19 protein-coding genes are annotated in these 21,962 nt (G+C 62.0%); 6 read left to right on the top strand and 13 right to left on the bottom strand.

Annotated elements, in window-relative coordinates:
- Window positions 1-81: 81 nt before the first annotated feature.
- Window positions 82-1,095: a tRNA dihydrouridine(20/20a) synthase DusA gene (gene dusA / locus GB927_RS05035; RefSeq protein WP_439655469.1), complete on the bottom strand. Its 1,014-nt coding sequence runs from the start codon at window positions 1,093-1,095 to the stop codon at window positions 82-84.
- Between the two features lie 916 nt (window positions 1,096-2,011).
- On the opposite strand from dusA, the gene GB927_RS05030 reads away from it, so the two are divergent.
- The 4 genes from GB927_RS05030 to mltG all read left to right on the top strand — a co-directional run bounded on the left by GB927_RS05030 (window position 2,012) and on the right by mltG (window position 6,673).
- Window positions 2,012-4,093 (top strand): hypothetical protein, encoded by a 2,082-nt coding sequence (locus tag GB927_RS05030; protein ID WP_256115543.1) that lies wholly within the window; start codon window positions 2,012-2,014, stop codon window positions 4,091-4,093.
- A 359-nt stretch (window positions 4,094-4,452) separates the two neighbouring features.
- A complete protein-coding gene (locus tag GB927_RS05025; RefSeq protein WP_256115542.1) occupies window positions 4,453-4,983 on the top strand; it encodes a gamma carbonic anhydrase family protein in 531 nt (176 codons plus the stop codon).
- Window positions 4,984-5,051: 68 nt separating this feature from the next.
- Window positions 5,052-5,537: a caspase family protein gene (locus GB927_RS05020; RefSeq protein WP_256115541.1), complete on the top strand. Its 486-nt coding sequence runs from the start codon at window positions 5,052-5,054 to the stop codon at window positions 5,535-5,537.
- A complete protein-coding gene (gene mltG, locus GB927_RS05015) occupies window positions 5,471-6,673 on the top strand; it encodes an endolytic transglycosylase MltG (RefSeq protein WP_369431628.1) in 1,203 nt (400 codons plus the stop codon). Before GB927_RS05020 ends, mltG begins: the two co-directional genes overlap by 67 nt.
- 9 nt (window positions 6,674-6,682) lie before the next feature.
- Here mltG and GB927_RS05010 read toward each other — a convergent pair whose 3' ends face one another.
- From GB927_RS05010 to GB927_RS05000, 3 genes are read right to left on the bottom strand one after another with little or no spacing between them, the layout of a single operon-like run.
- The gene (locus GB927_RS05010; protein ID WP_305110887.1) at window positions 6,683-7,078 is read right to left on the bottom strand and encodes a Fur family transcriptional regulator; all 396 of its coding nucleotides are present in this window, start codon (window positions 7,076-7,078) and stop codon (window positions 6,683-6,685) included.
- A gap of 11 nt (window positions 7,079-7,089) precedes the next feature.
- Window positions 7,090-7,920 carry a metal ABC transporter permease gene (locus GB927_RS05005; RefSeq protein ID WP_256115537.1) on the bottom strand — a complete coding sequence of 277 codons (831 nt, stop codon included), beginning with the start codon at window positions 7,918-7,920 and terminating at the stop codon, window positions 7,090-7,092.
- Complete coding sequence (locus GB927_RS05000) at window positions 7,913-8,845, bottom strand: ATP-binding cassette domain-containing protein (protein WP_256115536.1); 933 nt, start codon at window positions 8,843-8,845, stop codon at window positions 7,913-7,915. Before GB927_RS05000 ends, GB927_RS05005 begins: the two co-directional genes overlap by 8 nt.
- Before the next feature lie 102 nt (window positions 8,846-8,947).
- Between GB927_RS05000 and znuA the strand changes: the two genes are divergently transcribed.
- Window positions 8,948-9,964, top strand: coding sequence for a zinc ABC transporter substrate-binding protein ZnuA (gene znuA / locus GB927_RS04995; RefSeq protein WP_256115535.1), 1,017 nt, complete (start codon window positions 8,948-8,950; stop codon window positions 9,962-9,964).
- On the opposite strand, the gene GB927_RS04990 is transcribed toward znuA, so the two are convergent.
- Window positions 9,961-10,092, bottom strand: coding sequence for a hypothetical protein (locus tag GB927_RS04990; protein WP_256115534.1), 132 nt, complete (start codon window positions 10,090-10,092; stop codon window positions 9,961-9,963). The two genes, znuA and GB927_RS04990, sit on opposite strands and share 4 nt — an antisense overlap.
- 92 nt (window positions 10,093-10,184) lie before the next feature.
- Between GB927_RS04990 and GB927_RS04985 the strand changes: the two genes are divergently transcribed.
- A complete protein-coding gene (locus GB927_RS04985; RefSeq protein ID WP_256115533.1) occupies window positions 10,185-11,390 on the top strand; it encodes a GTP-binding protein in 1,206 nt (401 codons plus the stop codon).
- 14 nt (window positions 11,391-11,404) lie between these two features.
- Here GB927_RS04985 and mgrA read toward each other — a convergent pair whose 3' ends face one another.
- The 8 genes from mgrA to GB927_RS04945 all read right to left on the bottom strand — a co-directional run bounded on the left by mgrA (window position 11,405) and on the right by GB927_RS04945 (window position 21,537).
- On the bottom strand, window positions 11,405-12,436 hold the full coding sequence (mgrA, locus tag GB927_RS04980; RefSeq protein WP_256115532.1) for an L-glyceraldehyde 3-phosphate reductase: 1,032 nt from the start codon (window positions 12,434-12,436) through the stop codon (window positions 11,405-11,407).
- 275 nt (window positions 12,437-12,711) lie between these two features.
- Window positions 12,712-13,845 carry a Gfo/Idh/MocA family protein gene (locus tag GB927_RS04975; protein WP_256115531.1) on the bottom strand — a complete coding sequence of 378 codons (1,134 nt, stop codon included), beginning with the start codon at window positions 13,843-13,845 and terminating at the stop codon, window positions 12,712-12,714.
- A gap of 11 nt (window positions 13,846-13,856) precedes the next feature.
- Window positions 13,857-14,618 carry a sugar phosphate isomerase/epimerase family protein gene (locus GB927_RS04970; RefSeq protein WP_256115530.1) on the bottom strand — a complete coding sequence of 254 codons (762 nt, stop codon included), beginning with the start codon at window positions 14,616-14,618 and terminating at the stop codon, window positions 13,857-13,859.
- Window positions 14,619-14,633: 15 nt separating this feature from the next.
- The gene (locus tag GB927_RS04965; protein ID WP_439655468.1) at window positions 14,634-17,093 is read right to left on the bottom strand and encodes a beta-mannosidase; all 2,460 of its coding nucleotides are present in this window, start codon (window positions 17,091-17,093) and stop codon (window positions 14,634-14,636) included.
- 205 nt (window positions 17,094-17,298) lie between these two features.
- Complete coding sequence (locus tag GB927_RS04960; protein ID WP_256115528.1) at window positions 17,299-18,387, bottom strand: ABC transporter ATP-binding protein; 1,089 nt, start codon at window positions 18,385-18,387, stop codon at window positions 17,299-17,301.
- Between the two features lie 3 nt (window positions 18,388-18,390).
- Window positions 18,391-19,329 (bottom strand): carbohydrate ABC transporter permease, encoded by a 939-nt coding sequence (locus tag GB927_RS04955; RefSeq protein ID WP_439655467.1) that lies wholly within the window; start codon window positions 19,327-19,329, stop codon window positions 18,391-18,393.
- A complete protein-coding gene (locus tag GB927_RS04950; protein ID WP_256115527.1) occupies window positions 19,322-20,224 on the bottom strand; it encodes a carbohydrate ABC transporter permease in 903 nt (300 codons plus the stop codon). Before GB927_RS04950 ends, GB927_RS04955 begins: the two co-directional genes overlap by 8 nt.
- A gap of 77 nt (window positions 20,225-20,301) precedes the next feature.
- Entirely contained in the window at window positions 20,302-21,537 is a 1,236-nt protein-coding gene (locus GB927_RS04945) for an ABC transporter substrate-binding protein (RefSeq protein WP_256115526.1), read from the bottom strand.
- Window positions 21,538-21,962: the final 425 nt, after the last annotated feature.

Below are 21,962 nucleotides of genomic sequence, written 5' to 3'. Positions count from 1 at the left end.
CCATCAAGGGCGAAGCGGGAGGAAGTTTCCGACCCCGAGGGGACGAAATTGTGGTCGCGCCGGGGCGATGCACAGAAAGCGCTATTCCGCCGCCGCGGCTGTCGTCGCGCGGGCCGAGAGAACCGCGGCAAAGGCGGCCGAAATGACCTCCGGCCCCGCGCCCGGCTTCGTCGCATCGGTGGAAAGGATCTGCCGGTAGCGCCGCACGCCCGGAAAACCCTGGAACAGGCCGACCATGTGGCGCGTCACATGCGCCACCCGCCCGCCATCCGCCACGACCCGCGCGGCATAGGCCATCATCGCGTCGCGCACGGCTTCCCAATAGTCCACAGGAAGATCCTGCGGGCTGACAATCGTTTCAGAGGACTGGTGGCCTTCCGGCGACAGCGGATGCGGGAAAAGCCCGTCCACGCCCGTCAGGACGCCGCTATCCTGATAGGCGGCGCGGCCGAGCATGACGCCATCGAGGTTTTGCATCTCCTCGACAGCCTGATTCAATGTGTGAAGCCCGCCGTTGAGCCCGATGAAAAGATGCGGATTTTCCGCCTTCAGCCGGTGAACGAGACCGTAGTCGAGCGGCGGAATATCGCGGTTCTCCTTCGGCGAAAGGCCCTGCAACCAGGCTTTTCGCGCATGGACCCAGACGGCATCCGTGCCGGCGGCCTGGATGCGCGAGACGAGGTCGCGCAACGCCACCTCCGGGTCCTGGTCGTCGACGCCGATGCGGCACTTGACGGTGACGGGGATCGACACCGCCGCCTTCATCGCCGCCACGCAATCGGCGACGAGCTGCGGCTCGCGCATCAGGCAGGCGCCGAACGTGCCGGATTGCACCCGGTCGGAGGGGCAGCCGACATTGAGGTTGATCTCGGCATAACCGAACCCCTCGCCGATCCGCGCCGCCTCGGCGAGCTTTTGCGGATCGTTACCACCGAGCTGGAGGGCGACAGGATGTTCTTCTACATCGAAGCCGAGCAGCCGGTCGCGATTCCCGCGCAGGATCGCGTCGGCGACGATCATTTCCGTAAAGAGCAGCGCGTTCTTCGTCATCTGCCGCGCGAAGACGCGGTAGTGTCGGTCCGACCAGTCGATCATCGGAGCAACAGCGAAGATATTTTTATTATTATAAATCAATCATTTAACTCGTCTTTTTACTTCTCGTCGGGCGGATCTCTCGAAACGAAATTTCTCCGACACGCCGTTATGCGATCATCGGTTCGCCAAGTTTAACACGGGATAGCAAATGTTACACCGCCAATCAAAGTGTTACCCTGTGCGGAACTAAGCGTTTCGTCGATACGTCAGATGCACTCTGCAATCATTCCCAAACGAGACGAGCGGTCGTAACCCACACAAAAGTCCCTTACGCGATCGTCACTTCTAGCCTCTTACAGCGTGGTTTAAAACCAATCCCGTTTCCATACCAAGGCCCGCGCCGGCGGGAGACATAGATTGGGTGTGGAGCGATGTGAACCCGGCTTGAGGAAACCTTTAAAGCCATGGGGCGAACACGTTGCGCACAAGTGGAACGAACTTTTCGGCCGCGAACGTTGGCGTCGGATGTGAGTTGCCGATGTTACTGCGAACAACTGGCCACAACTCACGATCTGGATATTTTTCCTGCCCTCTCCTACAAGGTCTCCCAGACGAAGGCCTTTTAGGTGTGTAGATCATGCGATTTACCGAACTTTAAGCAGCACCCCGAGCGCAACAAACCTTTGTCTCTTCCTCTCTAGCTGCCTCATCACAAGCGAGTGTATCGCGCGAGGGTTGATACGAAGCTCACCACGTAATCCCTGAATCTGGTATGACATCAATATTGCCGACCAGCAGCATCACAAAATCCGTCGCACTCGGGTGTTTTCGATGTTACCTCGGAGACCGGGTCCAACTCAATTTTCGGCCCTTCACAATCCAGATTCGCGGTGAGCCCGCGCTTTGAGACTCTTTACCAGCCGTGCTAGAAACGTTGAGTAGCACTCAACCCGATCGCAACGGCACTGGACAGAGAATGAACGGCGACGCGAAGACGACAATTGAAGATCTCTTTGACCTGAAAGGCGCAGACCGAGAAGCAAAAGCCTATGCGTTTTTGTATGCAGCGTTCAGACGCACCGAGATCAGCGCCAATCCAGTTCGTGACGCGTTAGACTGCTTAATTCCGTTCATCGTTCCCTACACAAATCAAATTGCCGGGAAACAGATTACGTCCGCTGGGATTAAATCATATCTGAGTGAAAGCTTCGGCTTTGAGATTCCTCTGTATGCAGTAGACCAACTTGTCGAGGCTTTACAGCAGCAAAATTACGTTGAATATCGGCGAACCGTTAAGGCACATTTTGCATGTGCCCATGAGAGTACCTTCGACGCCGTCAAGTCGGAAATTGAAACTGATTTCGACGACATCATTTCTCAACTCACCGCTTACGCACAGTCTGTCGGATTTACGATGAATCCGTCTTCAGGGAGCTGGGGCGATGCCCTTATAAGCTTTTTGCGGATTCGAACCGAAAAATCAGCGCCGCGTATTGTTAAAGTAAAGAATGTCCTACTCGACCCAAGCAGTATAGAAATGGCCATTGTTGGTGGTTTCATACAACATCTTCATGATAATACAGAAGATATACACTTCAGCAAGATATTAAACATTTTCATGGGTGTCTTGATTGAGGACTTCATTTCCTCCGTGACAGCGATAGGTCAGATTGACCTCGAGAAGCCGGTGACAGTATTTTATGACACTGCCGTCCTGATGCGCCAACTTGGCTGCTCAGGAAAAATTCTGCGGTCGGCAACAGAAGAATTGACGCGTTATCTTCAGGATCTGGGATTTCAGATCAGATACTTTTCAGGAAACGAGGCCGAAGTCAGCGGCATTATCGATACAATCGTCCATATTAAGGATACGGGCGGCGAGTTGGAAGGCGAGACAGCTGCTGCGATCGCTGCTGGTGATGTGGGTACAAGCGATCTGCGCTTACTTCAGAACGCATTTCAGGAGCGCCTTGCCGCGTCAAATATTTTTCCCGCTGGCGATCTAGAACAGAATGCCCTGGAGAACGCCCGGTTTCAAATTGACGAACGAGGATTTGCGGAATTCTTGTTCCGGAGCTCGACTGCGGCGGGAAAGCCGTACGGCGTCCAGAATCGGCAGAACGATGCCGGATTCCTTGCGTCGGTGATGCGTCTCCGGCGTGGCAGCCGAGCAAGGGATTTAGCCGATTGCGGCTACGTTTTTGCGACCCCCAACAAGTTCTTGGCTGTGCAGTCGCGACGCTACCTTATCGACCAGCATGCAATTGGGTACGGAACCTTTCCACCCTTCATAGCGCTGGGTCAACTAGCCACGATAGCTTGGCTTCTCAAAGATCAAACCATCCCACCCGAAAAAGCTGGGAGGGAGTTGCTGACTAATTGTTTCGCCGCGGTAAGGCCGGACGCAGAGTGGTTTGGCTATTTCAGGGAAGGAATGGAGAAAGTCACTGGCGCACTCGACGACTTCACAAGCCAAGGGAAAAACGCGCTGACAATGCAGGCTGCGCGCCGCATAGCGCAGGAGGAGAGCTTCGGGAACTCGAGCATCGTCAGACAGCTAAATATGGCAGAGATTCTCAGTCGTGCGGAACAAGAGCACGCACGTCTAGATGCCGAGCGGATCGCCGCCGCTGAAGCAGAGCAACTGCGCAACGACCTCGATCGGGCAAAACTCATTTCCGATTCTGAGACGGAAATCGAGCGATTGAAGGCGAGTGCTGACGTAGAGATGCGGGAAGCCGTACGCAAAGCGATCGAAGAGAATACAGCCCGTTTATCTGCCGAAGCGGAAGAGGCCCGTAAAGCTGCATTACTTGCTCGAGCGGGACAGATTGTCACCGGCCTCAAGATCGCTGTCCTTACATCGCTTATCCTCGCAGTGCTTTATAATGTGTACCTGCTGTCCGTGAACGCACCAGCGAGTGGCACTACGTTGTCTCTAACTGTTATTTTAGCGCTAATGAATATTCCCGCTTTCGCCGATCTACTTAAATTCCCATTCATGGAAAGAGGGACAGAGGCTCTTCGACATTGGCTCGCTAAGCGCATGGGAAATTAGTACGCAATTCGAGAGGTGAAAGTTTGGTATCAAACCATTGAGCTGATGAAGTTGCCCCCTAAACTAACGCTCGTCCGCTCGATTCAGGGTAACACGCAGGGTAACATTTTCGATACGATACGTATAACTATCTGATTAATATTGTACTTTCCGTATCAATCGACCAGTCGATCATCGGCGCGGTGGCGAAAATCTTCGTCCCCGTGCTGACGGCCTGGTGGTACATCGTGCTGGCGTTGGCTCTTTCTGTCATGGCCGGGCTCATACTCCAAACGCGACGGAAAAACCACCCTCGGCCCTTTGCCTGCGCGGCCGGGCGGGTGCAGTATCGCCGGGAATCATCTTGGAGGAGAATGCCGATGCCGCTCTATGCCCTGGACGACGACCAGCCGACGCTGCCCGCGGACGACCGCTACTGGGTGGCGCCGGATGCCAATGTCATCGGCAGGGTCATCCTCGGCGAGGATGTCGGCATCTGGTTCGGCGCGACGCTGCGCGGCGACAACGAGCCGATCACGGTCGGCGCGCGCTCGAACATCCAGGAGGGCGTCGTCGTGCATACCGATCCCGGCAAGCCGGTGACGATCGGCGAAGGCTGCACGATCGGCCACAGCGCCATCATTCACGGCTGCACCATCGGCGACAATTCGCTGATCGGCATGGGCGCGACGGTGCTGAACGGCGCGGTGATCGGCAACAACTGCCTCGTCGGCGCCAATGCGCTGGTGACGGAGGGAAAAGTCTTTCCGGACAATTCGCTGATCGTCGGCGCGCCCGCCAAGGCGATCCGCACGCTGGACGAGGCGGCGCTTGCTGGTCTGAAGCGCTCCGCCGACAGCTATGTGCGCAACTGGCAGCGCTTCAAGAAGGGCCTGAAGCCGGTCGGCTGAATAATCCGCCTTCCCCGCCCGTCATACGTGCAGCATGATAGGGTAGGCCTCCGGGTTTTCAGGGGAGCATGGACATGCTTCTGCGCGCCGTCGTTTTCGTCCTTGCGGTCCTGCTGCTCGCGCCGGCACAGGCGGCGGTCAAGGTCGCGCTGCTCATCGGCAACGCCGCCTATGCCGACAGCGCATCGGCCCTTCGCAATCCGCCAAACGACGTCGCCGCGCTCAGAAGCGTGCTGGAAGCGGCGGATTTCGAGGTGACCGTGGTGGAGAATGCGGGGCGGGCCGCCATGTCGCGAGCGCTGTCCGAGTTTTCCGAAACCGCTGCGCAGGCCGAGATCGGCCTCATCTATTATTCCGGCCACGGCATCGAAATGAACGGCGAGAACTTTCTCATGCCCGTCGATGCGACGCTCGAATCCGATGTCGACGTGGAATATGAGACGGTGGCGCTCGGCAAGCTCGTCGATGCCCTTTCCGGTGTCAAAAAATTCAAGCTCGTGCTCGTGGATGCCTGCCGCGACAACCCGCTGTTCAGCAAGATGAAACGCCCCTGACGCGGGGCGGCGCGACGAAGGGCCTTGCCCGGATCGAGAGCACGCAGAGCAACCTCCTCATCGGCTTTGCCACCTCGCCCGGCGAAATCGCGCTCGATGGCGAGGGAGACAGCAGCCCCTATGCCAGCGCGCTTGCCCGCCATCTCGTCACGCCGGGGCGCGAGGTCGAAGTGGTGCTGCGCTCCGTGGCCAAGGACGTCTTCGAAGCGACCAAGGGCAAACAGCGCCCGTATATCACGGGCTCGCTCTTCGAAACGGTGATCCTCGGTCGTGAGGCCGAAGAGGCGCCCGCGGCCGTCGACCCCTGCCGCGACGCCGCGGTCCACTGGCAGGCGGTCAGTTCACGCGGCAACATGGCCCTGCTGAAAGAACATGTCCGCCTGTTTCCCTCCTGTGCGTTCGCGTCGCTGGCGAAGGTGGAGATCCAGGAGTTGCTGAAATCAAACGCTGAGCAGGCAACGACGGAAAGCATCTCCATTGCGGCCGGCCTGACCGTCAAACAGGCCTTCGAGCAACTGGCGCAGGATGCCCGGCTCGACGGCGACCTGCCGGCAGAGCTGCCGGCAGAGGGCGCCCTGATGCCCGGCACCTATGCGCTTGCGCGTGGCGCGACGCGCGCGGACGTTGTGCGGCAGATGCAGGCGGCGCAGGCCGAGCTCATCGGCCGGATATGGGCCGGCCGGCAGAAGGGCCTGCCGCTTGAAAATCCCGAACAGCTCGTCATTCTCGCCTCGATCATCGAGCGGGAGACCGGCCTGCCGGCGGACATGCCGAAATTCGCGGCGGTCTTCGTCAACCGCCTCAAGAAGGGCATGCGGCTGCAATCCGATGCGACGATGATCTATGGTCTCTTCGGCGGCGACGGAAAGCCCGTCGGCCGGGCAATTCTCCGGGCGGACCTTGAGACGAAGACGCCGTACAACACCTACCAGATTCCCGGCCTGCCGCCGACGCCGATCGCGCTTCCCGGGCAGGCCTCGCTTGAGGCGGCCGCAAATCCCGCAGCGACGGACGATCTTTATTTCGTGCCGGATGGCAATGGCGGCCATGCTTTTACGGCCACGCTGGCAGAGCACAACGTCAATGTCCGCCGCTGGCGCAAGCTCGCCGCCGAAACGCGGGTAAAGGCTGAATGAACCGGAGGCTCACGCGCAGCCGGCGCAGGTGCCGCGGATCTCGATCGTCGTCTTGCCGGTCTTGAAGTTGCGGTCCTTGGCAAAACCCTTCAGCCGGTCCTCGATCACATGGTCGTGGAATTCGTCGACCTTGCCGCAGGTCTCGCAGATGGTGAAGGCAGTGAGGCCGTGGGCGTGGCAGCCATCTTCCGGATGGGCGCAGGCGACAAAGGCGTTGATGCTTTCAAGCCGATGCACGAGGCCGAATTCCAAGAGCTTGTCGAGCGCGCGATAGACCTGCAAGGGCGCGCGAAAACCGCTGTCGCGCAGCTTGTCGAGGATCGAATAGGCGCTGAGCGGGCTGCCGGAATGCGAGAGCACGTCGAAGACCAGGCCCTGGTTGCGCGTCAGCTGTTGTGTGGTCATGTGTTGCGTGGTCATGCCTGACCTCCCTGGCCCATGGCCGGCTGTTGGGTTGTGCCCGTCCTGGGCTTCGTCAGCAGGCTCAGGACGAAGAGGCCGAGCGCTGCGACGACGATCGAGGGACCGGAGGGCGTATCGAATTTCAGGGAGCCGAACAGCCCGCCGACGACCGCAAGCGCCCCGATGACGGAGGCGAGCACGGCCATGATCTCCGGGCTGGTGGAAAAGCGCCGGGCGGTGGCGGCCGGGATGATCAGCAGCGAAGTGATCAGCAGGATGCCGACGATCTTCATGGCGATGGCGATGACGAGCGCCATGAGCAGCATGAAGGCGAGCCGCGCCCGTTCCGGCTGCAGGCCCTCGGCCTCCGCCAGTTCCGGGTTGACCGTCGAGGCGATCAGCGGGCGCCACATCCAGACGATGGCGAAGAGGACGAGAATGCCGCCGCCCCAGACGAGGTCTACGTCGGCACGCGTCACGGCCAGGATGTCGCCGAACAGGAAGCCGACGAGGTCGATGCGTACCCAGGTCATGAAGGAGACCAGGACGAGGCCGATTGCCAGTGTGGCATGCGACAGGATGCCGAGCAGCGCGTCGGTGGAGAGCGTGCCGCGTTTCTGCAACAGCAGCATCAAGAGCGACACCGCCGCGGCGACGAGGAAGACGCTGATCAGCAGGTTGAAATCCATCAGCAGCGACAGCGCGACGCCGAGCAGCGCCGAGTGCGCCATCGTATCGCCGAAATAGGCCATGCGCCGCCAGACGACGAAACAGCCGAGCGGCCCGGCGGTAATGGCAAGCCCCACGCCCGCGACCAGCGCGCGTACAAAGAAGTCGTCAAGCATCGCGGGCCTCCCCGGCCTGGCCAGCCGGCGCCGGGCCGTGGTCAAGGCCGCAGCCGCAGTTCGGCCCGTGCGTGTGCACGATGCGCATCGGCCCCGCCTTGCCGCTCGGCAGAACTTGCGTGTGATGCCCGTCGCCCGGCCGGCAATCGTCGGTGATCGAGCCATCAGCATGCTGCACCCGGCCGTCCGGCAGATGCGTATGGTCGTGGTCGTGATTGTAGAAGGCGAGCGTCTGGCCGGCGCGGGCGCCGAAGAGGCGGAGATATTCCGGGCTCTGGCTGACGGCCTCCGGCGTGCCGCGGCAACAGACATGACCGTTCAGGCAGATGACGGTATCCGTCTCGGCCATCACGACATGCAGATCGTGCGAGATCAGCAGGATGCCGCAGCCGGTCGTGTTGCGGATCGTCTTGATGAGGTCGTAAAGCGCGATCTCGCCGGAAAAGTCGACGCCCTGCACCGGCTCGTCGAGCACAAGCAGATCGGGCTTGCGGGCGATCGCGCGGGCGAGCAGCGCACGCTGGAACTCGCCGCCGGAGAGGTGCTGCACCTCGGCACGCGCGAGATGGCGAATGCCGGTGGCGGAAAGTGCGGCGTCGATCTCGGCGCCCTTCAGCGGCGACGTCAGCGTCATCAGCCGGTCGACGGTGAGCGGCATGGTCCAGTCGATCGCGAGTTTCTGCGGCACGTAGCCGACCTTGAGGCCGGCCTTGCGCTCCACCCTGCCCTCGTCGGCCTTCAAAACGCCGATCGCCGCCTTGGCGGTCGTCGACTTGCCGGAGCCGTTGGGGCCGATCAGCGTGACGATCTCGCCGGGTGCTATGGAAAATTCCACGCCGCGCACGAGCCAGCGGCCCTGGCGGCGCACGCCGACGCCGCCAAGCGAGACGAGCGGCGGGACGGTCTTGGTAGGGGTCTGCAGCATCACTTTTTTCCAAAGGCCTGTTGCCACCGGATATGGCACACGTTATAGCATAACGCAATTGATGTAATAACATTACATTCACAATCAAAGACGGAGATCCCCATGCAAAAGGCCGTTCGCGCCCTCTTCCTCTCGACCGCGCTCCTCGCCGCCGGCCCCCTTGCCGCACGGGCGGAGGTGCCGAATGTGGTCGTGTCCATCAAGCCTATTCACTCGCTCGTCGCCGCCATCATGCAGGGGGTCGGCGAGCCGAACCTGATCGTCGAGGGCGCGGCCTCGCCGCATACCTATTCGCTAAAGCCCTCCAATGCGGCGGCCTTGCAGGATGCGGACGTGGTCTTCTGGGTCGGCCACGGGCTGGAGGCCTTCCTGGAAAAGCCGCTGGAAGCACTCGGCGGCAACGCGACCGTCGTCGAGCTGGAGGATGCACCGGGCCTCGAAAAGCTGCATTTCCGCGAGGGTGGGCCGTTCGAGGCGCATGAGGACGAGGGCGAGGAAGGGCACGAGCACGCCGCGGAAGGTCACGACCATGGCAAGGAGGCCGAAGAGGCGCATGCCCATGGCGAGGAAGCCGGGCACGAGGGCCATGAACACGGCGAATTCGACATGCATCTCTGGCTGAGCCCGGACAATGCCCGCGCCATCGCCGCGGAGACGGCAAAGGTGCTTTCCGAAAAGGACCCGGCCAATGCCGAGGCCTACAAGGCGAACCTCGCGAGCCTGAACGACAAGCTCGCCGCCCTCGACAAGGAGGTCGCCGAGACCGTGGCGCCGGTGAAGGACAAGCCCTTCATCGTCTTCCACGACGCCTATCAGTATTTCGAGCATCACTACGGCGTGCACGCCGCCGGCTCCATCACCGTCAGCCCGGAAACCCTGCCCGGCGCCGAGCGCCTGACGCAGATCCGCGACAAGGTAAAGACGCTGGGTGCCACCTGCGTCTTCGCCGAGCCGCAGTTCGAGCCGAAGCTCGTCAACGTGGTAATCGAGGGCACACCGGCAAAATCCGGCACGCTCGACCCGGAAGCCGCAACGCTGGAACCCGGCCCGGACCTCTATTTCACCCTGATGAGGAGCATCGCCACGTCTCTGCGCGATTGCCTCGGGCAGGCTAGCTAAGAGCGCGCATGCAGGCCCTGAAACTGCGGGTTTCCAGGCTTTAGCTGGAGCGAAACGCCCGCCGCACTCTCCGTCATGCTCGGGTCAAGCCCGAGCATGACGAAGGAGAGGCTGATGGGCGCTACCAAGCCCGCAGTTTCCATTCAGCAAAGCTACGGCGGGATCACCCCGCCTTTTTCAGCGCACCAAATGTAATAGTATAACACAAAAGGCAAATTGCATGGACAACCGCCTCCCCGTCACCGTGCTTTCCGGCTTTCTCGGCGCCGGCAAGACGACGCTTCTCAACCATGTGCTCACCAACCGCAGCGGCCTGCGCGTCGCGGTCATCGTCAACGACATGAGCGAGGTCAATATCGACGCCGCCCTCATCCGCGATGGCGGGGCGGACCTGTCGCGCACCGGCGAACAGCTTGTCGAGATGACGAACGGCTGCATCTGTTGCACGCTGCGCGACGACCTGCTGAACGAGGTGCGCCGCCTCGCCGAGATGAACCGCTTCGACTACCTGCTGATCGAATCGAGCGGCATTTCCGAGCCGCTGCCCGTCGCCACCACCTTCGATTTCCGCGACGAGAACGGCCGAAGCCTGTCGGACGTCGCACGGCTCGACACGATGGTCACGGTGGTCGATGCGGCCAACCTGCTCAAGGACTACGGCTCGCAGGATTTTCTGGCAGAGCGTGGCGAGACGGCCGGTGAAGGCGACACACGCACGCTGGTGGAACTGCTGGTCGAGCAGATCGAATTCGCCGACGTCGTCGTGCTCAACAAGGCCGGCGCAGCGAAGCTCGACACCCTGCTTGCCGCCCGCCAGATCGTCGGCGGCCTCAATTCGTCGACCCGCGTCATCGAGACGGATTTCGGCCGCGTCGAGCTTGCCGACATCCTCGGCACCGGCCGCTTCGATTTCGAAAAGGCAAGCGAACATCCGCTCTGGTTCAAGGAACTGCACGGTTTCAAGGACCATGTGCCGGAGACGGAGGAATATGGCATCCGCTCCTTCGTCTACCGCGCGAAAAAACCGTTCCACCCGGCCCGCTTCAAGACCTTCCTCGATGAAAGCTGGCCTGGCGTCATCCGCGCCAAGGGCTTTTTCTGGCTGGCGACACGCCCGCACCATGTCGGCGAAATGAGCCAGGCCGGCGCCCTGGTGCGCAGCGGCCGCCTCGGTCTCTGGTGGGCTGCCGTGCCGCAGCAGCACTGGCCGCAGGACCAGGCCGCACGCGAGGGCATCGCCCGCGCCAGCGATCCGGTCTGGGGCGATCGCCGGCAGGAACTCGTCTTCATCGGCGCCGACCCGATGGACGAAGCCGCAATCCGCAGCAGGCTCGACGCCTGTCTCGTCGAGGCCGAGACATTCGAGCCGGCACGCTGGGCGAACCTGCCGGACCCCTTCCCGTTGTGGCTCCGGCAGGCCGGCTGATCAGGCGGCCGCGCTCAGTCCCGTTCGGTGGATCTCGCCCAGAGATTGACGTCCGCCTCCCGGGCATGGGCGTCGATCTCGGCCAGTTCCTCGGCCGTGAAATCCCGCTTTTCCAGCGCCTTGACGCAATCGACGATCTGCGACGAGCGGCTGGCGCCGATCAGCGCCGAGGTAATGCGCCCGCCGCGCAGCACCCAGGCAAGCGCCATCTGCGCCAGCGTCTGGCCGCGCCGCTCGGCGATGTCGTTCAGCTTGCGGATATTGTCGATGATCTCGGGACGGATGAAATCCTTCTTGAGAAAATGGTTCAGCGCCGCGCGGCTGTCGCCCGGAATGCCGCCGAGATATTTCGTCGTCAGCATGCCCTGCGCCAGCGGCGAGAAGACGATCGAGCCAATGCCGAGCTCTTCCAGCGTGTCCACCAACCCATCGTCCTCGACCCAGCGGTTGAGCATGGAATAGCTCGGCTGGTGGATGATGCAGGGCGTGCCGAGATCCTTCAGGATCGCCGCCGCCTCGCGGGTGCGCTGCGAATTGTAGGAGGAAATGCCGACATAAAGCGCGCGGCCGGAGCGCACGATATGGTCGAGCGCGCCGCAGGTCTCCTCCAGCGGCGTATCGGGGTCGAAGCGGTGGGAGTAAAAGATATCGACATAGTCGAGGCCCATGCGCTTCAGGCTCTGGTCGCACGACGCGATCAGGTACTTGCGGCTGCCCCACTCGCCATAGGGACCCGGCCACATGTTGTAGCCGGCCTTGGAGGAGATGATCAGCTCGTCGCGCAGATGCGCGAAATCGGTACGGAGAATTTCGCCAAAGGCGGTTTCCGCGGTGCCGGCCGGCGGGCCGTAATTGTTGGCAAGGTCGAAATGGGTGATGCCGAGATCGAAGGCCGTGCGGCACATGTCGACCTTGCGGTCATGCGGCGTGTCGTCGCCGAAATTGTGCCACAACCCCAGCGAAATCGCCGGCAGCTTCAGGCCGGAGCGCCCGACGCGGTTGTAGGCCATCGTATCGTAGCGGTTGTCCGCAGGCTGCCAGGCCATGGTTACGTTCCTTTGCATGAATTGAGATGTGTGTCGTACCCTTGGCCGGGGCGCGTTCACAAGAGGCAAGGTCCCCATTTCCCCCAGATGGTGCCCCCATCGATCTCCCCCCTTGAGGGGGAGATGCCCGGCAGGGCAGAGGGGGGTAACGTTTCGGCAAATGTCGCCGGTGCCGACTATGCCGCGCCGTCGCCACCCCCCTCTGTCGCTTCGCGACATCTCCCCCTCAAGGGGGGAGATCAACGGGAGCAAGCGGGACGGACAAAAAAATCCGTCTACCGCAGCAACGCCCGCGCCTCCTCGATACCCAGCGCCTCCGGCTGCGTGCAAGTCGTCACGATGTCCACCGCCCGGCCCTCATCGGCCGAGCGCAGGATCGCCGTTAGCACGTCGATCGTGTGCAGCGAGCGGTCGAGCGAGCAGCGATAGTCGCGGCCGGTCGTCACCGCTTCCATCATGTCGGCAAGACCGATGCCGCGGTAGTTGGCCTGCGTGCCCCAGTCGAACTGGTAGTTCTGGGCGGTCAGCGGGTGATCCCAGACCTCCACTTCCTTCGGCTCGCGGTCATTGCCGGCCACCTCCACCGTGCCGCCGAAGAAATTCGGGTCCGGCACGAAGACGGCGCCATCAGTGCCGTAGAGCTCCATGTTCTGGTGGCGGTGCGCCCAGACATCCCAGCTCGACATGAGCGAGATCTGCGCCCCGCTGACGAATTCCAGGATGGCATGGATGTTGGTCGCGACGACCACCGGCAATGCCTCGCCGAGACGCGGGCCATTGCCGATGATGCGCTCCTCGCGCGCCCTGTTGGCGAGCGCCACGACGCGCTTCACAGGCCCGACGAGATTGACGAGGTTGTTGACGTAATACGGCCCCATGTCGAGGATCGGCCCGCCGCCGGGCGCGAAGAAGAAGTCCGGGTTCGGATGCCAGCTCTCCATGCCCGGCCCCAACACATGCGCCGTCCCCGACATGATCTTGCCGACCTTGCCGCTATCGATGAGATGACGCACGAACTGGTGCGAGCCGCCGAGATAGGTATCCGGCGCCGAGCCGACCTTGAGGCCCTTGGCATCCGAAATGCGGCGCAAATCCTCGCCCTGTTCGAGCGACAGCACGAAGGGCTTTTCCGAATAGACGTGTTTGCCGGCTTCGAGCACCTTCTTCGACACCGGATAATGCGCCTCCGGCACCGTCAGGTTGACGACGACGTCGACGGCGGGATCGGCGAGAAGCGCGTCGATCTCCTGCGCCGCCACACCGAACTCCTCCGAGCGCGCCTTGGACGCGGCCGGGTTGATATCGGCACAGGCGACGAGCTTCAGGTTCCTGAAGGTCGGGATCAGCTTGAAATAGGCGCCCGAAATGTTGCCGCAGCCGATGATGCCGACTCCGTATTCCTTTGTCATATGCTCAGTCCTCAGAATGCCTTGATGGTGGCGATCGAGCGGGTGGCTAGCCGGGTAATGTCCTTCGGATTGTCATGCTCGACGATGAAATGCTTGGCCGGCGTGCCGGTGAGCGCCTTGGCGAGATCGGTCCAAGCAACGGTGCCGTGGCCCACATCCGCCCAGCCGTCCTCGTCGGCATTCTCGCCCTTCGGCGCGATGTCCTTGACGTGCACGGCGGTGATGCGGTCGCCGTATTTCTGGATCCAGGCGAAGGGGTCGGCACCGCCGCGAATGATCCAGGCGATATCCGCTTCCCAGGTGAGGTCCGGCCCGCCGGCAAAGAGGTGATCCTGCGGCACGGTGCCGTCTTCGAGCGCGAAGAACTCGAAATCGTGGTTGTGCCAGCCGAAGGTAAGCCCCGCCTTGCGGATCGGCTCGCCGGCCTGCTGCAAGCGTTCGCCCAGCGCGCGCCAGCCCGCGGCGTCCGTCGGGCGATGCTCCGGCAGGAGATAGGGGCAATAGACGGCCTCAATGCCGAGCGTGCGGCAGATCTCCAGCACGCGGCCGGGCTCCGCCTCCAGCATGTCGAGGCTGAAATGGGCCGTCGGCATGGTGAGGCCGTTGCGGTCGAGATCGGCCTTCACCCGCTGGATGGCCGCATCGTCGAGCTCGGCATAGAGGGCGCTGTAACCCTCGACTTCCTTGTAGCCGGCATCGCCGAGAATGCGGAACACTTCGGCGAAGGGCTGGAAATTGCGGGCGCTGTAGAGCTGGAAGCTGACCGTCTGCATGAATGTCTCCTCGTATTAAGCTTGATGGGTCTGGCAGGAATGAAGATCGAGCCAGTGGAATTGGGGGGCCGCGCCGCTTTCGGCGGGAGTGAAGATCACAGTCTTCTGTACGCCGGCCGTGAGGTCGAAGGCATTGTCGGACCAGCGGCCGGCGACGTCCGCCTCGATCATGACGTGCAGCGCCAGGCCGGTTGCCGATGCGGTGACGGCGAAGCGGCCGTCGTCGCGCGGCGAAACGTCGAGCGTCAGGCCGGAGGCTTCGAGATCGAGCGCCTTGTAGTTGACCGCGACGTGATGCCCCTCGCCCGTCATGCCGTTCGAGGCCGTGAAGGACCAGAAGAGCAGCGTGTCTTCCGGCAGGTCGGCGGAGAAGACGGAGAACAGCATTTCTGCCTTGTCCGGTCCGCATGTGCCTTCAGCGCTGCGATAGGGCCGGCGCTCGCCGGTGAGTGATACGAGCCAGGTGTCGAGCGTCACCGTCACCGGCTCCGCGGTGTCGTTGACGACGGAGAAGCCGATGGTCTCGCCGTCCTTTGACGGGATTGCCGCGACCGCGACGGGCTGGAAGAAGCGGCGCACCATATAGTGCATGGCCTTCCAGCTGCCGCCGTAATCGAGGCTCGACCAGGAGGCGACCGGCCAGGTGTCGTTGAGCTGCCAGTAGAGCGTGCCCATGCAATGGGGTTTGAGCGAGCGCCAGTATTCGACGGCGGTGCGGATGGCGAGGCCCTGCTGGATCTGGCTCAGATAGACGAAGCTCGCGAAATCCTTGGGGAAGCGGAAGTAGCGGAACATGGTGCCCGCGATGCGCTCGTTGCCGCCGGCATTCTTCTGGTGGCTCTCCATCACCGGCGAGGCGATGTTCATGTCCTTCGGCTCCGCGAAGGTCTTCATGACCGGCATGGAGGTGTAGGACTGGAAGCCGAATTCCGAGCAGAAGCGCGGGCGCACAGTGCGGTAATTGTCGAAGGATTTATTCTCGTGCCAGACGGACCAGTAGTGCATGTCGCCGGAACCGTCGGCATGCCAGGCATCGCCGAAATCGAGATAACCCGATGCCGGGCTCGACGGCCACCAGAGGGCGCCGGGCGCGGCCTTCTTCATCGCCACTTCGATGGTGCGGTTGAGGCGGTCGTAGGAAACGAGGTAGCGGTCGCGGTTCTCGCGGCTAACATCGAACCAGGTCAGCGCGCCGACAAGCTCGTTGTCGCCGCACCAGAGCACGATAGAGGGATGCGAGGCGAGCCGCTTGACCTGGTAATCCACCTCGGCGGTCACATTGTCGAGGAAATCGACGGTCGAGGGATAGAGGTTGCAGGCGAACATGAAGTCCTGCCAGACCATCAGGCCCATTTCGTCGCAAAGGTCGTAGAACCAGTCCGGCTCATAAAACCCGCCGCCCCAGACGCGCAGCATGTTCATGTTGGCGTCGACGGCCGATTGCAGCAGGTCGCGCACGCTGGCGGGCGTGATGCGGGACGGCAGCGCATCAGCGGGGATCCAGTTGGCGCCGCGGCAGAAGATCTCGCGACCATTGACCTTCAGCGCAAAGCGGCTGCCGGCGTCGTCCTTGTCGGTGATCAGCTCGACCTGCCGCAGGCCAACACGGCGTACGACGATCTCGGTGGGCGTCTCGACACGCACCGGATAGATCGCCTGCTCGCCATGCCCCGCCGGCCACCAGAGCGCCGGCTTCTCGATGCGGAACATGTGGGTGAGCTGCGTCTCGCCGGCGCTGATGCCGATATCGAGGCGAACGCGCTCCTCACCGAGCGCGAAATGCACCGGCAGGATGCCCGGTTCCTCGGCATGGAACGTGGCGGTCACATAGAGATCAACGGCACCACCGGCATGGTGGAACTGCCGCGTCGTGACATGCTCGATGCGCGCCACCTCCAGCTTGCGGAGCGTGATCTCGCCGTAGATGCCGAGCGGCGCAATCGCGATGTTCCAGTCCCAGCCGAAATGGCTCTGCGGCTTGCGCAGCATGTTGCCGTTCGGGATCGGCGAATTGCCGGTCGACCAGGGAATGAAGAACGGCTGCTCCGCCTGCCGGGCTGCCCCGGCGGCGATGCTCGAATGGATGACCACCTTCAGCCTGTTCTCGCCGGCTTTCAACGCATCGGTTACGTCTGGCCGGTAGCGGCGGAAGCAATTGTCGGTGTCCTGCACCAGCACCCCGTTGAGATAGACGGAGGCCACCGTGTCGATGCTGCCGATATCGAGATACCACTCGCCCTCCAGCATCTCGGGCGCGACCTCGAACGTGCGTTCGATCGCCCAGTCCTTCTCCGCCACCCACTGCACGTCGCGCTCGTTGCGGCCGGCATAGGGATCGGGGATGAGGCCGGCGGCGAGAAGCGAGCTGTGCACGTCGCCGGGGACACGCATCGGCGCGGCGTGTGCGGCGTCGGTGCTGGCGAGTTGCCAGGTGCCGGAAAGGTCGATGGCGGTGATGTCGGATGCTTGGGTCATCATGTGTCTCTAGTGTCTGTCTTCGGGGCATTACCCCCCTCTGGCCTGCCGGCCATCTCCCCCTCAAGGGGGGAGATTGGATGGGGCGAATGCCCCAATCCCCTCTAGCGTTGTGCCGGGAATACCGCCCTGTCCTCCTGCCCATCTCCCCCCTTGAGGGGGAGATGGCCGGCAGACCAGAGGGGGAAGCCCCAAACGCAACGCCCTAAATCCGCTCCTCCGTCCCCGCATCAAACAGCGACGCCAGTCCCATGTCGAAGGACAGCGTCACCGCCGTGCCCGGCGCGAAACGTCGTGCCCCGCCGACGCGGACGGACATCGTGTGGCCGGCATGTTTCAGCCAGAGCAGGTTGTCGGCGCCCATCGGCTCCTCGATGTCCACCGTCGCCTGATGGGTCTCGGCGCCGGCGGCCTCCTCGTTGACCTTCACATGCTCCGGCCGCACGCCGAGCACGACCTTGCGGCCCGGCTGGAGCCGCTCGGCCGCCTTGTAGCCATCGAGCGAGAAGTCGACGCCGTTCACCAGGAACACCGGCTTGCCGCCCCGCTCCGCGATCTCGCCGCGCAGAAAATTCATCGACGGCGAACCGATGAAGCCGGCGACGAACATGTTGCGCGGCTCGTTGTAGATCGTGTTCGGATCGGCAAGCTGCTGGATGACGCCGCTCTTCATGATGGCGATGCGGTCGGCGAGCGTCAGCGCCTCGATCTGGTCATGGGTGACGTAGATCATCGTGTTCTTCAGCGACTGGTGCAGCCGCTTGATTTCGACACGCAGCTCCGAGCGGAGTTTCGCATCGAGGTTGGAAAGTGGCTCGTCGAACAGGAAGACGTCGACGTCGCGCACCAGCGCCCGGCCGATCGCCACGCGCTGACGCTGGCCGCCGGAGAGCTCCGAGGGCTTGCGCTTGAGCAGCGGACCGATCTGGAGGATTTCGGCGGCGCGGGCGATGCGCTTTTCGATTTCCGGCCTCGGCATCTTGGCGACCTGCAGGCCGAAGGAAAGGTTCTTCTCCACCGTCATCTGCGGATAGAGCGCGTAGGACTGGAACACCATGCCGATGCCGCGATCCTTCGGCTCCTCCCAGGTGACGTTCTTGTTCTTGATGAAGATCTGGCCGCCGGTCGGCTCCAGCAGGCCGGCAATGCAGTTGAGCAGGGTAGACTTCCCGCAGCCGGACGAGCCGAGCAGCACGAGGAATTCGCCGTCGCCGATATCGAGATTGAGGTTTTCGAGCACGTTGACCGCGCCAAAACTCAAAGACAGGTCTTTGATGGAGACTGATTTCTGCATGGCTTAACCCTTGACTGCGCCGGCGGCGATGCCGCGGACGAAGAGACGTCCCGACACGAAATAAACGATGAGCGGAACCGCGCCGGTAAGCAGCGTTGCGGCCATGTTGACGTTGTATTCCTTCACCCCCTGGACGGAGTTGACGATGTTGTTGAGTTGCACGGTCATCGGGTAATATTCCGGCCGGGTGAACACGACGCCGAACAGGAAGTCGTTCCAGATGCCGGTGATCTGCAGGATCATGGCGACGACGAAGATCGGCAGCGACATCGGCAGCATGATGCGGAAATAGATCTGCCAGAACCCGGCCCCATCGATGCGCGCCGCCTTGAACAGCTCTTCCGGCAGCGACGAGAAGTAGTTGCGGAAAAGCAGCGTCAGGATCGGCATGCCGAAGATGGTGTGCACGATGACGAGGCCGGTCAGCGTGCCGTAGATACCCATTTCGCGCAGCACGATGACGATCGGGTAGATCATCACCTGATAGGGAATGAAGGCGCCGACGATGAGAATGGTGAAGAAGACATCCGCGCCCTTGAACTTCCAGTTGGCGAGCGCATAGCCATTGACCGAGGCGACAAGGATCGAGATCAGCGTCGAGGGAATGGTGATGCGCACCGAATTCCAGAAGCCCCGCGAAAGACCGTCGCAGTTGAGGCCCGTACAGGCACTCGCCCAGGCCTTGGCCCAGGGCTCAAAGGTGACCTCCAGCGGCGGCGAAAAGATATTGCCCAGGCGGATTTCCGGCATGCCCTTCATCGACGTGACGACCATCACGTAGAGCGGCAGCAGGTAATAGAGCGCCGCAAGGGTGAGCGTGCCGTAGAGCATGATGTTGCGGCCCGAGAGCACGCGGCGGGGTTTTGCCCCGTAGGGTTCGATACCGGCCTTGGTGGCGGCGGCAAGCGCCGGGCCGACCTTGAGAACAACCCTGTCAGACACGCTTGCGCCCTCCGAATTCGAGATAGGCCCAGGGCACGATGATGATGGCGACCGTGACGAGCATCATGGTGGAGGCGGCAAAGCCCTGCCCCAGGTTCTGCGCCTGGAACATGTAGTCGTAGACATATTTTGCCGGCACTTCCGACGAGATACCCGGGCCGCCGCTCGTCTGCGCCACCACGAGGTCGTAGACCTTGACGATGCCGCTCGCGATGATGACGAGCGTGGTGATGAAGACGGGGCGCATCATCGGGATGATGATGAAGAGATAGGTCTTCCACATCGGGATGCCATCGACGCGCGAGGCCTTCCAGATATCCTCGTCGATGCCGCGAAGACCCGCGAGCAGCAGGCACATGACGAGCCCCGTGCCCTGCCAGAGACCTGCGATCAGCACGCCATAGATGACGATGTCCGAGTTGTAGAGGGGATCGAACGCGAACGTCTCCCAGCCGAGCGAACGCACGACCGACTGCACGCCGAATTCCGGGTTCAAAATCCACTGCCAGACGAGGCCGGTGACGATGAAGGACAGCGCGAAGGGATAGAGGAAGATCGTGCGAAAGGTGTTTTCGAAACGGATCTTCTGGTCCATCAGCGCGGCGAGCAAAAAGCCCATCACCAGGCTGAAGATGAGCGTCAGGACGCCGTAGATCGCGAGATTCTGGATCGACATGATCCAGCGCGGCGCATCCCACAGGCGCTCATACTGGTCGAGGCCGACGAAGTTCGCCCGCGGCAGCAGTTTCGAATTGGTGAACGAATAGACGACCGTCCACACGGTTCCGCCGAGAAAGATGACGACGGCGGTGAGCACCATGGGAATGGAAGCAATCTTGGAACTGAGATTGCGCAGCAATTTACTGGGTCGACCGGTGTGTACCTGGCCCTTCATGGGTCACTCCTCCTTGGTCTTCGATCAGGGGTGGACGACGCCTGCCAACAGCAGGCGCCGGCATCACGAGACCCTGGTCAATCCGCCGAAGCGATGATGTCGGCAAAACGCTTCTGGGCGTCTTCCGGCGTCATCGATGCATTGGCGAAGAATTCGGAGAAGAGGTCTTCCTTCTGCTTCTGGCTATCGGCCGAAAGCAGCTGGTCGACCCATTCGACCACATTGCCCTTGGCAAGGATGTCGAGACCCTTCTTCATGCAGTCGTTGGCGGCGGCGAGGTCGACGTCGCCGCGCACCGGCAGCGAGCCCTTCTTCAGGTTGAAGGCGACCTGCGCCGTTGGACTGATGAGCGTGGAGGCAAGCACCTCCTGCGCTTTCGATTTCTCCTCGTCCTCAAGGACCGGGAAATAGAAGGCATCGCCACCCGTCGCGATCACCTCATTCACGCCAAGGCCCGGAAGGCAGGAATAGTCCTTGCCGGCAACCTTGCCCGCAAGCGCGAACTCACCCTGTGCCCAGTCGCCCATGATCTGGCCGCCGGCCTTACCGGTGATCACCATGTTGGTCGCCTGGTTCCAGTCCTGCACGTTCGTGCCCTTCGACAGGCGACGAGCGTCGTCGGCCGCCTTGAAGACCTTGGCGACATCGGCACCGGCCGCCACTTCGGCGTCCTTGTCCTTGTAGACCTTGTAGAACCTGTCCTTGCCGCCGAGCGCCAGCATCAGCACGTCGAAGGCGCCGGCCGCCTGCCATGCCTGACCGCCGACGGCGAGCGGAACGATGCCGGCCTTCTCAAGCGCCGGCCCGGCGGCGACGAACTCGTCCCAGTTCTTCGGAACGGCAACGCCCGCCGCCTCGAAAGCGCCGTTGGACAGCCACAGCCACTGCCAGGAATGGATATTGACGGGCACGCAATAGATCTTGCCGTCGATCGTGCAGCTGTCGAGCAGCCCCGCCGGCTTGATGATGTCCTTCCAGTTTTCGCGCGTCGCGACGTCGGTCAGGTCGCGCATCAGGCCGGCTTCCACCAACTCCTCGGCCTGGCGGCCATGGTTGAACTGGGTTGCGGCCATCGGATCGCCGCCGGTGATGCGGCTCACCATGATCGGACGCGCCGTGCCGCCGGCGCCGGCAATCGCGCCATCGACCCATTTGTTGCCCGTGGCATCAAAGGCCTTGGCGAATTCGGCGACCGCCGCGGCCTCCCCGCCGGACGTCCACCAATGGGTCACTTCCAGATCGGTCGCATGGGCTGCGGCGAACGGCAGGATCACGGTTGCTGCCAGCATGGCAGCCAAAGAACGGATTTTCATGAGTCTCCTCCCTCACTGAAACGTTGCAGTAAAAACGTAACCCAATCGATTTAATCGCGCAACCGGGCAGCGATCACAAAAACAAGGTTTCTTGTGAAGCAGGGATTTTTGACTCCGAAGAGCATCATTTTGCTCTGCACAAACCGCCGCATCGCAAAGCATCAAGGCCAGATCAACTATCCGTTTTTATTTAACTAATTCCGAAAATAAAGGCTTTACCCAGGAGCGCAATTTCGCAACCGCATAAATTATCGCTTTGCGGCGCAACGCGGGCTCAAGCGCGGGTTGCCGGCAGCCCGTCGAAAAAATCCGCTCGACAAAAGACCTGTATCGTTACAGTTTCACAGACACTCCCGGTAAGGAGTGGCGGGGCGGGTTAAAAAATGTATAACCGGCCCACGGGGCACAGGCGTGGCAGGCAGGGG

Source organism: Shinella lacus (assembly GCF_010994755.1).
Taxonomy (GTDB): Bacteria; Pseudomonadota; Alphaproteobacteria; order Rhizobiales; family Rhizobiaceae; genus Shinella; species Shinella lacus.
This window is presented reverse-complemented; position numbering and strand designations above follow the sequence as displayed.

Excerpts from the sequence above, each read along its gene's own strand:
- dusA (WP_439655469.1), bottom strand. The coding sequence starts at position 1,095 with ATGATCGACTGGTCGGACCGACACTACCGCGTCTTCGCGCGGCAGATG.
- GB927_RS05030 (WP_256115543.1), top strand. The coding sequence starts at position 2,012 with ATGAACGGCGACGCGAAGACGACAATTGAAGATCTCTTTGACCTGAAA.
- GB927_RS05025 (WP_256115542.1), top strand. The coding sequence starts at position 4,453 with ATGCCGCTCTATGCCCTGGACGACGACCAGCCGACGCTGCCCGCGGAC.
- GB927_RS05020 (WP_256115541.1), top strand. The coding sequence starts at position 5,052 with ATGGACATGCTTCTGCGCGCCGTCGTTTTCGTCCTTGCGGTCCTGCTG.
- GB927_RS05010 (WP_305110887.1), bottom strand. The coding sequence starts at position 7,078 with ATGACCACACAACAGCTGACGCGCAACCAGGGCCTGGTCTTCGACGTG.
- GB927_RS05005 (WP_256115537.1), bottom strand. The coding sequence starts at position 7,920 with ATGCTTGACGACTTCTTTGTACGCGCGCTGGTCGCGGGCGTGGGGCTT.
- GB927_RS05000 (WP_256115536.1), bottom strand. The coding sequence starts at position 8,845 with ATGCTGCAGACCCCTACCAAGACCGTCCCGCCGCTCGTCTCGCTTGGC.
- znuA (WP_256115535.1), top strand. The coding sequence starts at position 8,948 with ATGCAAAAGGCCGTTCGCGCCCTCTTCCTCTCGACCGCGCTCCTCGCC.
- GB927_RS04985 (WP_256115533.1), top strand. The coding sequence starts at position 10,185 with ATGGACAACCGCCTCCCCGTCACCGTGCTTTCCGGCTTTCTCGGCGCC.
- mgrA (WP_256115532.1), bottom strand. The coding sequence starts at position 12,436 with ATGGCCTGGCAGCCTGCGGACAACCGCTACGATACGATGGCCTACAAC.
- GB927_RS04975 (WP_256115531.1), bottom strand. The coding sequence starts at position 13,845 with ATGACAAAGGAATACGGAGTCGGCATCATCGGCTGCGGCAACATTTCG.
- GB927_RS04970 (WP_256115530.1), bottom strand. The coding sequence starts at position 14,618 with ATGCAGACGGTCAGCTTCCAGCTCTACAGCGCCCGCAATTTCCAGCCC.
- GB927_RS04965 (WP_439655468.1), bottom strand. The coding sequence starts at position 17,093 with ATGACCCAAGCATCCGACATCACCGCCATCGACCTTTCCGGCACCTGG.
- GB927_RS04960 (WP_256115528.1), bottom strand. The coding sequence starts at position 18,387 with ATGCAGAAATCAGTCTCCATCAAAGACCTGTCTTTGAGTTTTGGCGCG.
- GB927_RS04950 (WP_256115527.1), bottom strand. The coding sequence starts at position 20,224 with ATGAAGGGCCAGGTACACACCGGTCGACCCAGTAAATTGCTGCGCAAT.
- GB927_RS04945 (WP_256115526.1), bottom strand. The coding sequence starts at position 21,537 with ATGAAAATCCGTTCTTTGGCTGCCATGCTGGCAGCAACCGTGATCCTG.